This is a genomic window from Pseudomonas sp. BLCC-B112 (assembly GCF_028550695.1).
GTDB lineage: Bacteria > Pseudomonadota > Gammaproteobacteria > Pseudomonadales > Pseudomonadaceae > Aquipseudomonas > Aquipseudomonas danubii.
Genome location: NZ_JAQQGK010000002.1, coordinates 155691 through 169701 on the forward strand (window position 1 = coordinate 155691; position 14011 = coordinate 169701).

The 14011-nt window shown below is 53.8% G+C and carries 12 protein-coding genes; all 12 read right to left on the reverse strand.

Annotated elements, in window-relative coordinates:
• Positions 1-67: 67 nt before the first annotated feature.
• The 12 genes from PQT43_RS06220 to serC all read right to left on the reverse strand — a co-directional run bounded on the left by PQT43_RS06220 (position 68) and on the right by serC (position 13978).
• On the reverse strand, positions 68-397 hold the full coding sequence (locus PQT43_RS06220) for a ComEA family DNA-binding protein (protein WP_102860865.1): 330 nt from the start codon (positions 395-397) through the stop codon (positions 68-70).
• 111 nt (positions 398-508) lie between these two features.
• Positions 509-2503, reverse strand: a complete 1995-nt coding sequence (locus tag PQT43_RS06225; RefSeq protein WP_110653116.1) for a polysaccharide biosynthesis protein — start codon at positions 2501-2503, stop codon at positions 509-511.
• 91 nt (positions 2504-2594) lie between these two features.
• Positions 2595-3614 carry an MraY family glycosyltransferase gene (locus PQT43_RS06230; protein ID WP_110594600.1) on the reverse strand — a complete coding sequence of 340 codons (1020 nt, stop codon included), beginning with the start codon at positions 3612-3614 and terminating at the stop codon, positions 2595-2597.
• Between the two features lie 104 nt (positions 3615-3718).
• Positions 3719-4681: a UDP-glucose 4-epimerase family protein gene (locus PQT43_RS06235; protein WP_253085219.1), complete on the reverse strand. Its 963-nt coding sequence runs from the start codon at positions 4679-4681 to the stop codon at positions 3719-3721.
• 333 nt (positions 4682-5014) lie between these two features.
• Positions 5015-5311 (reverse strand): integration host factor subunit beta, encoded by a 297-nt coding sequence (gene ihfB, locus PQT43_RS06240; protein ID WP_072442827.1) that lies wholly within the window; start codon positions 5309-5311, stop codon positions 5015-5017.
• Between the two features lie 146 nt (positions 5312-5457).
• On the reverse strand, positions 5458-5739 hold the full coding sequence (locus PQT43_RS06245) for a hypothetical protein (RefSeq protein WP_253085218.1): 282 nt from the start codon (positions 5737-5739) through the stop codon (positions 5458-5460).
• A gap of 198 nt (positions 5740-5937) precedes the next feature.
• The gene (rpsA, locus tag PQT43_RS06250; protein WP_007931318.1) at positions 5938-7632 is read right to left on the reverse strand and encodes a 30S ribosomal protein S1; all 1695 of its coding nucleotides are present in this window, start codon (positions 7630-7632) and stop codon (positions 5938-5940) included.
• Positions 7633-7753: 121 nt separating this feature from the next.
• Positions 7754-8443: a (d)CMP kinase gene (gene cmk, locus PQT43_RS06255; RefSeq protein ID WP_011062580.1), complete on the reverse strand. Its 690-nt coding sequence runs from the start codon at positions 8441-8443 to the stop codon at positions 7754-7756.
• Positions 8440-10647: a bifunctional prephenate dehydrogenase/3-phosphoshikimate 1-carboxyvinyltransferase gene (locus PQT43_RS06260; RefSeq protein WP_102880475.1), complete on the reverse strand. Its 2208-nt coding sequence runs from the start codon at positions 10645-10647 to the stop codon at positions 8440-8442. The genes cmk and PQT43_RS06260 overlap by 4 nt, the downstream gene beginning before the upstream one ends.
• A gap of 28 nt (positions 10648-10675) precedes the next feature.
• A complete protein-coding gene (gene hisC, locus PQT43_RS06265) occupies positions 10676-11788 on the reverse strand; it encodes a histidinol-phosphate transaminase (RefSeq protein WP_253085217.1) in 1113 nt (370 codons plus the stop codon).
• A 10-nt stretch (positions 11789-11798) separates the two neighbouring features.
• Positions 11799-12893 carry a prephenate dehydratase gene (gene pheA, locus PQT43_RS06270; protein ID WP_016964092.1) on the reverse strand — a complete coding sequence of 365 codons (1095 nt, stop codon included), beginning with the start codon at positions 12891-12893 and terminating at the stop codon, positions 11799-11801.
• A complete protein-coding gene (gene serC / locus PQT43_RS06275; RefSeq protein ID WP_267268702.1) occupies positions 12893-13978 on the reverse strand; it encodes a 3-phosphoserine/phosphohydroxythreonine transaminase in 1086 nt (361 codons plus the stop codon). The genes pheA and serC overlap by 1 nt, the downstream gene beginning before the upstream one ends.
• Between the last annotated feature and the right edge of the window lie 33 nt (positions 13979-14011).

Below are 14011 nucleotides of genomic sequence, written 5' to 3' on the forward strand. Positions count from 1 at the left end.
GGCACCAAATCCGCCCGAAATACAGAAGGCCGGTCACTGACCGACCTTCGATTGCTACTTGATCAAGTCAGTTGACGACGAGCTTGTCTCGATTGCGCTCCAGGATAGTCTTGCCGATACCCTTGACCTCAAGCAGTTCATCCACCGAAGCAAAGGGACCATTCTCTTCACGATAAGCGACAATCGCCTTGGCCTTGGCCTCGCCAATTCCAAATAGCTCGCGCTGCAGGACAGCCATATCGGCGGTATTGAGGTTGATTTTGCTGACTTGAGGCGTTGCCTGCTCCACTGCCTCAGGAGCAACAGTCTGCGCCTTGACAGCAGGCGCTGCTTGAGCTGCAAGCGAAAGGCTGGCTAGAACGGCAAAGATCAGCGAGGAAAGATAAGAGTTACGCATAGTGACGCTCCATGACATCGAGTAAGGAAAGCAGCTTTTCCGAAGCTGCCTTCCAAACCTAGGTGATGCCGCAGGCAAGTCAAAAGCAGGAGGGTTACCGGTTGTGTAGATTCAAGGTTTGAGACGCCGCTGTTGATAAACCCAGTCGACGATTTCACCGTCCGGGGTATAACCACTCACCGTCTCACGAAGCAGTTGTCGAACTCTTGCATAATCATCTAACTCAAGCGCTGCAAGGAGTTCGCTGAGCTTGGCCTTAAGCAAATCCCAAGACAGATGATCCTCATTGGCGCTCATGATCATTGGGTGTTGAGTCGCCACTACGTTGTCGCCAATCAGCAACTCTTCGTAAAGCTTTTCACCAGGACGAAGGCCGGTAAACTCGATAGCGATATCGCCATGAGGATTTTTTTCCGAGCGGATGCTCAGCCCGGAGAGATGAATCATCTTTTCCGCCAACTCGACGATTTTCACCGGCTCACCCATATCCAGCACAAAAACATCACCGCCCTGCCCCATCGATCCAGCCTGGATAACCAGCTGAGCAGCTTCCGGAATAGTCATGAAATAGCGCGTAATCTTCGGATGAGTGACCGTCAGCGGACCACCTGATTTGATCTGTTTGTGAAACAGTGGAATGACCGAGCCTGAAGAGCCCAATACATTACCGAAACGCACCATGGTGAAACGGGTTTTATTTACCCTCGAAATATTTGAAGAGTCATTGAACAACACTGGCGCCACTTCTTTGCTCAACGCCTGCAGAGTAAGTTCCGCTAAACGCTTCGTGCTGCCCATTACGTTAGTTGGGCGAACAGCCTTATCAGTAGAAATCAGTACAAAATTAGCCACACCGGATTGCAAAGCGGCCTGCGCCGTGTTGAGCGTACCCATCACATTATTAAGTACACCTTCAGCAATATTATGCTCTACCATCGGTACATGCTTATAAGCAGCAGCATGATAAACCGTCTCGACACTCCAGGTTTTCATGACAGACAACAGCTTTTCGTAGTTACGCACAGAGCCTAGTATAGGGAGCAATTTTACAATACGAGCCTCTCGCGCCACACGCTGTTCAAGCTCAGACAAAATACTGTAGAGATTGAACTCGCTATGATCGAGCAGAATCAGAGCGGTGGGGCCCAAGGACAAAATCTGTCGACAAAGCTCAGATCCAATAGATCCGCCGGCACCTGTCACCAGAATAGTTTTCCCTTTTATACAGTGCGCCAACAAATCGCCTTGAGCAGGCACAGAGTCACGCCCAAGCAAGTCCGCAATGTCTACTTCTTGAATGTCATCAACCTTCACTCGCCCACTGGCCAAATCCATAAAGCCAGGAACACTTCGAACATGAAGGGGAAAACCTTCCAGATAACCCAGAATCTCTCTTCGGCGACTACGAGTGGACGAAGGGATAGCAAGAAGTATCTCTTCTGCATCTGTTTCGTCAATCATCTGTTGTAAATGCTTGGGTTTGTATACTTGTAGTCCGGCGATCATCCGGTCAGCGATACTGCTGTCATCATCAATAAATGCCACCGGCCGCATCAGTCGCCCCAATCGCAACGCTGCAACCAGTTGATTACCTGCCGCCCCCGCGCCATAAATGGCTACCTTGGGTAAACCATCATCCCTATTGGTGAAGGGCACATGCTGGGCTGCAGTGAACCAATCCCCCAGAAAGTACTGGCGCATAGCGAGCCTGAGCCCACCGATCATCACCATACTCAACCACCAATAGTTGAACACAATTGAGCGTGGCACTACTGTTTGATGATTGCTATACAGATAAACGACCAAGGCAAGAACCAAGGCAGACAAAGTCACAGCCTTAACTATTGCTATGAGGGCATCGTTACCAAAATAGCGCATGACTGCACGATACATCCCGAACCGTACAAACAAAGGTATGGCAACGATGGGTGCGCTAGCAAAGAGCCAGAAATGCACGACAAAGGGATTGTTTAGGTCATCAAAACCCAGCCTGACGACAAACGCCATCCACAACGCAGCCCACACTAACAAAATATCGGTGATGACTTGCAGGACTCGCTTCTGTCGGCGTGGAAGCTTTAACAGACATGTTCGTATTGTATCCATAATCGCTTTTTCGAATCCCGGCCCCTAGCCTCGATCTATCTTACACACTAATGTGGAGCATTCATTTGCCTACTCCTAACATCAAGCCCTGTCAGCCGGCTTTCTCCAGCTCTCCCGCATGAAACCTTATAGCAAGGAGCACCAAAGGCACATAAGCCAATACCATGCCCATACTACCATCCAAGTCGAATAGCCCCACGCACATAGCAATTGGCAGCAGCCAAAATACGTTAATCACCATAACCGCCAGAGTCACCGGCAGATGTCGACCAAATTGGCGGGAGGCAAATTGATAAGCATGGCTGCGATGAGCTTCATAAACTTTATCTCCACGTAACAATCTACGAGCCAGAGTAAAAGTCGAATCGACAATGAATACTCCAAGAAGAATCAACCAAACCCAAAGAAAGCGTGAAGAGGTCCAAGCAGCCTGTAATGAAAACAAACCCAAAATAAGCCCGAGAAAACCACTGCCCGCATCACCCATAAAAATTCGTGCTGGGGGGAAATTCCAATAAAGAAACCCAAGTACTGCCACAGCTAATAGTAGCGGCATCCAGATCAAAGATACGTCTCCGGACAACCAATAGATAACGCATGCACCAAGACATGCGCTCACTGCCTGCACACTGGCTATTCCATCAATACCATCCATGAAGTTATATAGATTAAGCATCCAGACCAAATAGAAAACAGCGAAAAAATGTCCAATCCATGAAAGGTTGAAGTCCACTCCTAGCAATTTTACAGGGGGCAAGCCACCCAGCCACGCTAACGCCCAAATCGAGGCAGAAAAATGAGCAAGTAGCCTCCAACGTGCAGCTATATGTCCGTGATCATCCAGAAAGCCAATAACCGCAATAAGCGCACCAGCTCCCCATAGAGCCCAAATATACGGCCAAGGCACATCAACAAAAAAAGTCAGAAAAGGGCTGGCCACAAGAAAGCTCAAAACAATTGCAACGCCCCCCCCTCTTGGGGTAGGTACCGAGTGAGAACTACGGTTATTGGGAATATCCATCAGGCTGCGGGCAAGCGCATAACGACGTAGCACCCAAGTTAACAAAAGCGAAATGCCGAGCACCGCCAACATCAACCACCAGATTGCCATGTATATTTTTCCCTAATTCCAAACTAGAGAGCAAGCACAACTAGAACTGCTCAACCTAAAAAATGAAAGCCTCTTGAAAAAACACTCCTGATAAGCATGAGGATTCAGGAATGACTATCAATAAAATGCTTGGCAGTAAGACCAATCGCGACATCTACAGTTATAGGCGGACTCCACCCCAGTAACTCGCGATTCTTCTCTATATCAACTTGAAGCGAGCCGCACAATCGTTGAGACAACGATTTTTTTCCCAACATAGCAGCACCAAACTTCAAAACGCCACTCGGCACAGGTAACAAGCGAGCACTTTTCCCCAATGCTGCGCCCATTTTCTCGAGCAATACAGTTGTTGATAGATCATCACCATCGCTAACCAGAAATGTTTGATTTGCGGCTTTGGGATGATCAATACAAGTAACAATCAAATCTACCAAGTTACCCAACGCAACTAAACTGCGGCGATTGTATATAGCACCAAAAGGCAAAGGAATTCCTTTATACAACCATTGCATCATACTCAAGAAATTCGCCTTAACCCCGGGGCCATAAACAAGCGTAGGCCGAATGATCACAACCTCCATTCCAGTTTGTGATGCTATGGTCATAAGCCCCTTTTCCGCTTCCATCTTGGAAATTCCGTAGGGATCCACCGGAGCCGGCTCAATATCTGCAGTGTAGGGTTCATCAAGTGACGTTTCCTCACCGTTGACTTTTATGGAACTAATGAATATGAACCGATGCACCCCTCTTTGCGCAGCTTGTCGCGCAAGATTCAGCGTTCCGTCAACATTAACTTTTCGAAACTCAGCGAGTGGATCAAGGGAGGAATCATGCATTACATGGACACGAGCAGCCGCGTGTATTACGACATCACAATCCAACAGGGCCTGAGCCCAGTCCGTAAAGCCATCAATCTGATCAATCTGAGCAGTGATCGTAGAGGATATCAACCCTTGCACTGGCTTACGTATTGCCAAGGTTAGCTTCTGAGTTGAGATTTTAGACAGGCATTCATGAACAGCTCCTCCCACAAAACCGGATGCTCCTGTCAAAAGGATCCTGTTCATTTCCTACTGTACCTTCTTGAACTGGCGCTACAGGGTAGTATCTGAAGCACTCGAAAAACGACATTATGCACTTATAGAGCCCTGATGAACCATAATCCAATATCAAAAAAGCCCGCAATTTATAATTGCTAATGCCACAACCTCACAAAAATACAAGCCCAAAAAAACCACCAACTATAAAACTCATAAAAAACAATCTAGCAACACAAAAAAACACTTTATAAACACTAAAAACTATATAAAAATTTTTCGCCAACAAGTGCTCAGCAAGATAAACCAAAGAAACTCTTCTTTAGTAAAATTAGAAAAACGGTGAATCCTTAGTTTACAGGCTTAGAGCCCATCTCCTTCCTCTTCATTTACCCGATCGCGAAGCTCCTTACCCGGTTTAAAATGGGGCACAAACTTTCCATCCAGGCTAACTGACTGACCAGTTTTTGGGTTACGACCTACCCGAGGAGCACGATAGTGAAGCGAGAAGCTGCCAAATCCTCGAATTTCAATCCGATCCCCAGTAGCCAGACACTGAGACATTTGCTCAAGCATAGTCTTGATAGCCAACTCGACATCCTTGGATGACAGCAGCCCTTGATGGGTGACAATTCGTTCGATCAACTCCGACTTCGTCATATTTTTCCCTTCTTTTTCAAGCAGCTAGGTCAGTGCTCAAAAGGTTTTAGCATGCTCTGAAGGTTTTGAACAGCCCAAGAACTGCGTAGCTAGCACAAACTCCTTTTGCCAGTGATAGAGACGCAGAGATGTAAACTCAGGCCTTTCTATCGACACATCACGAGCATCGTACGCGTGAGGTACCCCGCCGGATTCCAGCCGAAGGGATAATCTCCCTCCTCGTCCCTGGCGTCACTCGACTTAGTGATGATTTTGTAACCACTAGCCTTACATTCGCTCGCAGCGCGCCTGTAGCACTGCCCCCAATCAGCTCCCAAACCTGAACAATCGATTTCAATACCACTGACCCCACGAACAGCATGAGTCTTTACATTGGTCGCACAACCAACCAACAAAAGAACCAAAACAATCATAACCAGCCTGCTCATGCTCTTCCTTATAGCAGCCCCTGCTGCTCGAATGATGCACATCCAAGGCAAAGCCTAGCTCCGAATATGCAGCCGGCCACCTAAGAAAGAGACAGCTCACGGTACGTATTGGTTTCCCTTGCGGAGAACTCTCAAACTAACGATTTTGGAGCAAAAAAAAGAGCGACCGAAGTCGCCCTTTTTATGGTCTGACAGAACTTAGTTCTGCTTTTCCATCTGTGCACGCAGCAGGTCACCCAGAGTGGTAGGACCAGCAGCGATATCCGAAGCAGCTGGCTTGTCGCGCAGGCTCTGGATAGCTTCTTTCTCGTCTTCAACGTCTTTCGACTTGATCGAGAGCTGGATTACACGGCTCTTACGGTCAACGCTGATGATCTTGGCTTCAACTTCTTCGCCTTCTTTCAGAACGTTACGCGCATCTTCGATGCGGTCGCGGCTGATTTCGGAGGCTTTCAGAGTAGCTTCGATATCGTTAGCCAGGGTGATGATGGCGCCTTTGGCGTCAACTTCTTTTACAACACCCTTAACGATTGCGCCTTTGTCGTTCTCTTGAACGTACTCGGAGAACGGATCGCTTTCCAGTTGCTTGATACCCAGGGAGATACGCTCGCGCTCTGGGTCAACCGACAGGATAACGGTGTCCAGCTCGTCGCCCTTCTTGAAGCGGCGTACGGCTTCTTCGCCCACTTCGTTCCAGGAGATGTCGGACAGGTGAACCAGACCGTCGATGCCGCCGTCCAGACCAATGAAGATACCGAAATCGGTGATCGACTTGATGGTGCCGGAGATCTTATCGCCCTTGTTGAACTGGCCAGAGAAGTCTTCCCATGGGTTGGACTTGCACTGCTTGATGCCGAGGGAGATACGACGACGCTCTTCGTCGATGTCCAGAACCATAACTTCCACTTCGTCGCCGACTTGTACGACTTTCGAAGGGTGGATGTTCTTGTTGGTCCAGTCCATTTCCGAAACGTGCACCAGGCCTTCCACGCCCTCTTCCAGCTCAGCGAAGCAGCCGTAGTCGGTCAGGTTGGTTACACGAGCGGTAACGCGGGTGCTTTCTGGGTAACGAGCCTTGATAGCAACCCATGGATCTTCGCCCAGTTGCTTCAGGCCCAGGGAAACACGATTGCGCTCGCGATCGTACTTCAGAACCTTGACATCGATCTCGTCGCCAACGTTGACGATTTCGGAAGGATGCTTGATACGCTTCCAAGCCATGTCAGTGATGTGCAGCAGGCCATCGACGCCGCCCAGATCAACGAATGCACCGTAGTCGGTGAGGTTCTTGACGATACCTTTGACTTGCTGACCTTCCTGCAGGGACTCCAACAGAGCTTCACGCTCGGCGGAGTTCTCGGCTTCGAGGACGCTACGACGGGAAACGACAACGTTGTTGCGTTTCTGGTCGAGTTTGATGACTTTAAACTCGAGCTCTTTGCCTTCCAGGTGCGTGGTGTCGCGCACTGGACGGACGTCAACCAGAGAACCTGGCAGGAACGCACGGATGCCGTTAACGTCGACTGTGAAGCCGCCTTTAACCTTACCGTTGATAACGCCCTTGACCACTTCTTCGGCTGCGAAGGCTGCCTCCAGAACGATCCAGCATTCAGCGCGCTTGGCTTTTTCACGGGAGAGCTTGGTTTCACCGAAACCGTCTTCAACCGAATCCAGAGCAACGTGAACTTCATCACCAACATTGATGGACAGTTCGCCAGCATCGTTGTAGAACTGCTCAAGCGGGATCAGTGCCTCAGACTTCAGACCAGCGTGAACGGTTACCCAACGCGCTTGGTAGTCGATGTCGACGATAACACCGGTGATGATGGAGCCTGCCTGAAGGTTCAGGGTTTTTAGGCTTTCTTCAAAGAGTTCCGCAAAGCTTTCGCTCATTTTAATTCCTGTTGATAAGGGCGAAGAATACGCCCATCTGCCACATCCCAGACAATGTGGGTTACGTTCATATAAAAGAAAGATCGCAGGACTATGACTGGTCCCCCGCGACCCTCCTTGTTCACCCGGCGATATCGCGGATGGCGATCTCACTCAAGATGCGTTGCAACACCTGATCGATGGACAACTCCGTGGAATCCAGCTGTATGGCGTCGGCCGCCGGCTTGAGCGGGGCTACCGCTCGCTGGGTGTCGCGCTCGTCGCGCGCACGTATCTCATCTAGCAGACTCGACAGACTAACACCATCGACTTTTCCCTTCAACTGCAAGTAGCGCCGACGAGCACGCTCCTCGGCACTGGCAGTCAGGAAAATCTTCAATGGCGCATCAGGAAACACCACGGTGCCCATGTCGCGACCATCCGCAACCAGGCCCGGCGGCTCTTGGAATGCACGCTGACGCTGTAACAAGGCATCACGCACAGCCGGCAGCGCTGCCACTTGAGACGCCCAAGCTCCAACCTGCTCATTGCGCAGGTCGTCGGTCACATCATCGCCCTCGAGGATGATCCGCTGTGGATGATTTTCAGTGGCACCGAGAAACTGCACATCCAGATGAGCCGCCAACAACTTCAGCGACTCTTCGTTAGTCAGGTCAACGCCATGATTGCGTGCGGCGAAAGCCAGCAGCCGGTAAAGAGCCCCGGAGTCCAGCAGGCACCAACCCAGATGCTTGGCCAGCTTGCCAGCAATGGTGCCTTTACCTGAACCACTTGGCCCATCAATGGTGATCACGGGCGCCTTGATATTCACGACTGAGCCTCTTGCGCGACACGAATCCCCACCTGCGCGCACAACGCAAGAAAGTTCGGGAACGAGGTAGCAACGTTCGCACAGTCGTGGATACGAATCGGCGCATTGGCACGCAACGAAGCAACGCTGAATGCCATGGCGATACGGTGATCACCATGACCATGCACTTCACCGCCCCCAATCTGGCCACCCTCAATAATGATGCCGTCAGGAGTCGGCTCACACTTAACTCCCAAGGTCAGCAAGCCATCAGCCATTACCTGGATACGATCGGACTCCTTGACCCGCAGCTCTTCCGCGCCACGCAGCACAGTACGCCCTTCGGCGCAGGCGGCAGCCACGAATAGCACAGGGAATTCGTCGATCGCCAATGGCACCAACTCTTCAGGAATCTCGATCCCCTTGAGCTTGGCGGCACGCACATGCAAATCGGCAACCGGCTCACCGCCGACTTCGCGCTGGTTTTCCAGACGAATATCAGCGCCCATGAGGCGCAGGATATCTATCACGCCAGTACGGGTCGGGTTGATTCCCACATGCTCCAGCACCAACTCAGAGCCTTCGGCGATGGAAGCAGCTACCAGAAAGAACGCCGCAGAAGAAATGTCTGCAGGGACTTCGATATGAGTTGCCTTGAGCTTACCGCCCGACTCAACCGATGCAGTTGCACCGTCAACACTCACAGGGTAGCCAAAACCACGCAGCATACGTTCAGTATGGTCGCGGGTCGGTGCTGGCTCTGTGACTGTGGTCTTCCCCTCAGCATACAAGCCAGCCAACAGCAGACAGGACTTAACCTGGGCACTGGCCATTGGCAAGGTGTAGGTCAGCCCTTTGAGCTTGTGACCACCACGAATCACCATTGGCGGGCGACCTTCGGCCGCTGTCTCGATCACCGCACCCATTTCCCGCAGCGGGTTGGCCACGCGATTCATCGGACGCTTGGACAGCGAGGGGTCCCCCGTGAGGGTGCTGTCGAAGCTCTGCGCAGCCAGCAGACCGGAGAGCAGGCGCATCGAAGTGCCGGAGTTACCCAGATAGATCGGGCCCGGAGCCGGCTTCAAGCCATGCAAACCAACACCATGAATAGTCACACGCCCATGGTGTGGACCTTCGATGACCACCCCCATATCGCGGAAGGCCTGCAGCGTCGCCAGAGCATCCTCACCCTCGAGGAACCCCTCAACTTCGGTGGTGCCTTCAGCCAAGGAGCCAAGCATGATCGAACGGTGGGAAATCGATTTGTCGCCCGGTACACGAATCCGCCCAGACAGGCGGCCACCAGGATTTGCCAGGAAAATCAGATCGTTGGAGTTCATAGCGTCCACATAGGCCCGGCGGGCCAGGATTTTACCGAAATGCTCGCGGGCAACCCGGGCGCGAGTGAATACGCCCAACAACTGATGCCCGTCCCCTGCATTGACCGCGTCGCGCAAGGCGTCGAGATCGTTGCGAAATGTATCGAGTGTGCGCAGAACTGCTTCGCGGTTGGCGAGGAAGATGTCGTGCCACATGACCGGGTCGCTGCCGGCGATTCTCGTGAAATCGCGGAACCCGCCCGCAGCGTAACGGAAGATGTCGAGATTTTCACTGCGCTTGGCCAGGGAGTCGACCAGACCAAATGCCAGTAAGTGCGGCAGGTGACTGGTCGCTGCCAGAACTTCGTCGTGGCGCTCGACCTGCATGTGCTCGACATCAGCCCCCAACTCACGCCAAAGCTTGTCGACCAGATCCAGCGCGGCAGGATCGGTTTGCTCCAGAGGCGTCAGGATCACCTTGTGACGACGGAACAACTGCGCATTGGAGGCTTCGACGCCGCTCTGCTCGGAGCCGGCAATAGGATGCCCCGGGACGAACCGAGCTGGCATACCCGCAAAGGCCGCCTGCGCCGCACGCACCACATTACCCTTGGCACTGCCAACATCGGTCAGCACCGCCGACCCCAGATCCATGCCGGCCAACAGTGCCAGCAGTTTTTCCATGGCCAGGATCGGTACCGCGAGCTGAATCACATCGGCCCCCTGGCAAGCCAGAGCCAAGTCCTCCTCACAGCGATCCACCACCCCCAGCTCAACCGCCAACTGGCGGGACTGCGGGTCCAGATCGACACCGACCACTTCGCGACATACACCACTTTCGCGCAACCCCTTGGCAAAGGAGCCACCAATCAACCCCAGGCCGATCACCACCAGGCGACCGATCATAGGCACAGCAGATTGCATTGGAATGACATCAACCACGGGCCATAACCTTGGCCAAAGCCTCAAGGAAGCGAGTGTTTTCCGCAGGCAAGCCAATGGTGACGCGCAAATGGTTCGGCATGCCGTAGTTAGCCACCGGACGCACAATCACACCTTCACGCAACAACCCCTGGAACACTGGCGCAGCTTCACGCCCCAGATCCACGGCGATGAAATTGCCCTTGGAAGGGATCCAGCTCAACCCCAGATCGCGGAAACCCGCCTCCAGCTGCTGCATGCCCGACTCATTCAATCGACGGCTCTCAGCCAGGTAATCCTCGTCCTGCAAGGCGGCACAGGACGCCGCCAAAGCCAGGCTGTTGACATTGAATGGCTGACGCACCCGATTCAGCACATCCGCCACCACCGGGGTCGAGAGACCATAACCAACCCGCAAGGCCGCCAGACCATAGGCCTTGGAAAAGGTCCGTGACACCAGCAGGTTCGGGTAGGCTGCCAGAAAGTCCAGACCGTCCGGCAGGTCGCTGCCTTCGGCATACTCGATATAGGCCTCATCCAGCACTACCAAGACATGGGCAGGCACGTCCTGAAGAAACTCATCCAGCGCCTCGGCACTGAACCAGGTCCCGGTCGGGTTGTTCGGATTAGCAATGAACACCACACGGGTCTGCTCATCGATCGCCTGGAGCATCGCCGGCAAATCGTGCCCCCAGTTGTTGGCGGGAATTACTTTTGCCTGGGCACCGACCGCCTGGGTCACGATGGGGTAGACGGCAAACGCGTGTTCGCTGAACACGGCATTCAGGCCTGGCGCCAGATAGGCGCGAGCCACCAACTCCAGAATGTCGTTGGAGCCGTTACCCAGGGTTACCTGCTGGATCTCCACACCACAGCGCTCGGCCAACAGGGACTTGAGAGCAAAGCCGTTGCCATCAGGGTAACGGGTCAGCTCCGCCAGCTCGTCGCGAATCGCTGCCAGCGCCTTGGGGCTGGCGCCCAACGGATTTTCATTGCTTGCCAGCTTGACGATAGTGGCCGGATCGATGTCCAGCTCACGAGCCAATTCGTCCACGGGCTTGCCCGGAACGTAAGGCGAAAGTTGTTGCACGCCTGGTTGTGCCAGTGCGAGGAAGTCGCCACTCATTGTTAAAGCCTCAGAGAACCGCTTTCGGGTAGGAACCCAGCACCTTGAGTGCCACTGCTTCCTGACTGATCTTCTCCAGCACATCCTTGATCAACGGATCACGGTGGTGGCCAACGAAGTCGATGAAGAACACATAGGTCCATTTGCCGCTGCGCGAGGGTCGGGTCTCGATGCGCGTCAGGTCGATGCCGTTGTCGTGGAACGGCACCAGCAGCTCGTGCAACGCACCGGGCTTGTTGCTCATGGAGACAATGATCGAGGTCTTGTCGTCGCCAGTCGGCGGCACTTCCTGATTACCGATCATCAAGAAGCGCGTGGAGTTGTCCGGACGATCCTCGATTTTCTCTGCCAGTCGCGTCAGGCCATACAGACCCGCTGCCATATCCCCAGCGATGGCCGCCGAATTCCATTCGCCCTTGACCCGTTTGGCCGCCTCAGCGTTGCTGGACACCGCCACGCGCTCGACATTCGGATAATGGGCGTCCAGCCACTTGCGGCACTGGGCCAGGGACTGGGCATGGGAATAGATACGGCTGATGCTGTCGGTCTTGGTGTTCTCGCCCACCAGCAGATGGTGGTGGATACGCAGCTCGACTTCGCCGCAGATCACCATATCGTGTTCGAGGAAGCTGTCGAGGGTATGGTTGACCGCGCCCTCGGTGGAGTTTTCCACCGGCACCACGCCGAAATTAACCGCACCGGCCGCTACTTCGCGGAACACTTCGTCGATCGCCGCCATCGGCTTGCTGATCACCGCATGACCGAAATGCTTCATGGCCGCAGCCTGGGTGAAGGTGCCTTCGGGACCGAGATAAGCCACCTTCAGCGGCTGCTCCAGCGCCAGGCACGAAGACATGATTTCGCGGAACAAACGCGCCATCTCTTCATTGCCCAGCGGCCCCTGATTGCGCTCCATCACCCGCTTGAGCACCTGAGCCTCGCGCTCGGGACGATAGAACACCGGCACTTCGCCTTCTGCCAGGGAAGCCATCTTGACCCGGGCAACTTCCTGAGCACAGCGCGCACGCTCACTGATCAACTCCAGGACCTTCTCGTCCAGAGCATCAATGCGCAGGCGCAGGGCCTTGAGTTCTTGCTCAGACATCAGCCGTGTTCCTTCTCGAACTCTGCCATGTAAGCCACCAGCGCATTGACGGCGTTGATGTCCACGGCGTTATAGATGGAGGCGCGCATGCCGCCCACCGAGCGGTGTCCCTTGAGGTTGAGCAGGCCACGAGCCTCGGCGCCAGCCAGGAACGGCTTGTCCAGGCGATCGTCGGCCAGACGGAACGGCACGTTCATCCAAGAGCGGTCGGACTTGTTGATCGGGTTGCTATACAGGCCGCTGGCATCGATGAAGCCATACAGGGTGCGCTGCTTGACTTCGTTGAGCTTGGCGATGGCTTCCACCCCGCCCTGTTCCTTGAGCCATTCGAACACCAAGCCGGACAGGTACCAGGCCAGGGTCGGCGGGGTGTTGTACATCGAGCAGTTATCCGCCGCGACCTTGTAGTCGAGCATGGTCGGGCACAGGGAACGGGCACGACCCAGCAGATCCTCGCGAATGATGTTCACCAGGATGCCGCTGGGGCCAATGTTCTTCTGCGCACCGGCGTAGATCATGCCGAAACGGGAAATATCCACGGGGCGCGAGAGGATGTCGGAAGACATGTCAGCCACCAGGGGAACGTCGCCGGTTTCTGGAATCCAGCTGAACTCCAGGCCACCAATGGTTTCGTTCGGCGCGTAATGTACGTAGGCCGCGTCCTTCGACAGCTGCCATTCGTTCTGGCCGGGAATTGCAAAGTAGTCATAAGGCTTGGCAGTGGCCGCGACATTGACCTGACCATAACGAGAGGCCTCTTCAATGGCTTTCTGCGACCAGATACCAGTGTCGATATAGTCGGCCTTACCGCCTTCAGGCAGCAGATTCAGTGGAATCTGGGCAAATTGCTGGCTGGCGCCGCCTTGCAGGAACAGCACTTTATAGTTCGAGGGGATATTCAGCAGATCACGCAGATCCTGCTCGGCCTTGGTGGCGATGGAGACGAACTCATCGCTGCGATGACTCATCTCCATGACCGACAGGCCCTTGCCATGCCAATCCAACAATTCGGCCTGGGCACGCAACAGGACAGCTTCAGGTAGCGCAGCGGGACCTGCGCAGAAGTTATAGGCTCGTTTGCTCACATCCACTCTCGCTATGCATTCACGGTAGCGGAC

Bases quoted from the DNA above. Each gene is read 5' to 3' on its own strand.
- PQT43_RS06235 (WP_253085219.1), bottom strand. From the start codon at position 4,681: ATGAACAGGATCCTTTTGACAGGAGCATCCGGTTTTGTGGGAGGAGCT.
- PQT43_RS06245 (WP_253085218.1), bottom strand. From the start codon at position 5,739: ATGAGCAGGCTGGTTATGATTGTTTTGGTTCTTTTGTTGGTTGGTTGT.
- rpsA (WP_007931318.1), bottom strand. From the start codon at position 7,632: ATGAGCGAAAGCTTTGCGGAACTCTTTGAAGAAAGCCTAAAAACCCTG.
- PQT43_RS06225 (WP_110653116.1), bottom strand. From the start codon at position 2,503: ATGGATACAATACGAACATGTCTGTTAAAGCTTCCACGCCGACAGAAG.
- PQT43_RS06260 (WP_102880475.1), bottom strand. From the start codon at position 10,647: ATGATCGGTCGCCTGGTGGTGATCGGCCTGGGGTTGATTGGTGGCTCC.
- PQT43_RS06230 (WP_110594600.1), bottom strand. From the start codon at position 3,614: ATGGCAATCTGGTGGTTGATGTTGGCGGTGCTCGGCATTTCGCTTTTG.
- pheA (WP_016964092.1), bottom strand. From the start codon at position 12,893: ATGTCTGAGCAAGAACTCAAGGCCCTGCGCCTGCGCATTGATGCTCTG.
- PQT43_RS06220 (WP_102860865.1), bottom strand. From the start codon at position 397: ATGCGTAACTCTTATCTTTCCTCGCTGATCTTTGCCGTTCTAGCCAGC.
- hisC (WP_253085217.1), bottom strand. From the start codon at position 11,788: ATGAGTGGCGACTTCCTCGCACTGGCACAACCAGGCGTGCAACAACTT.
- ihfB (WP_072442827.1), bottom strand. From the start codon at position 5,311: ATGACGAAGTCGGAGTTGATCGAACGAATTGTCACCCATCAAGGGCTG.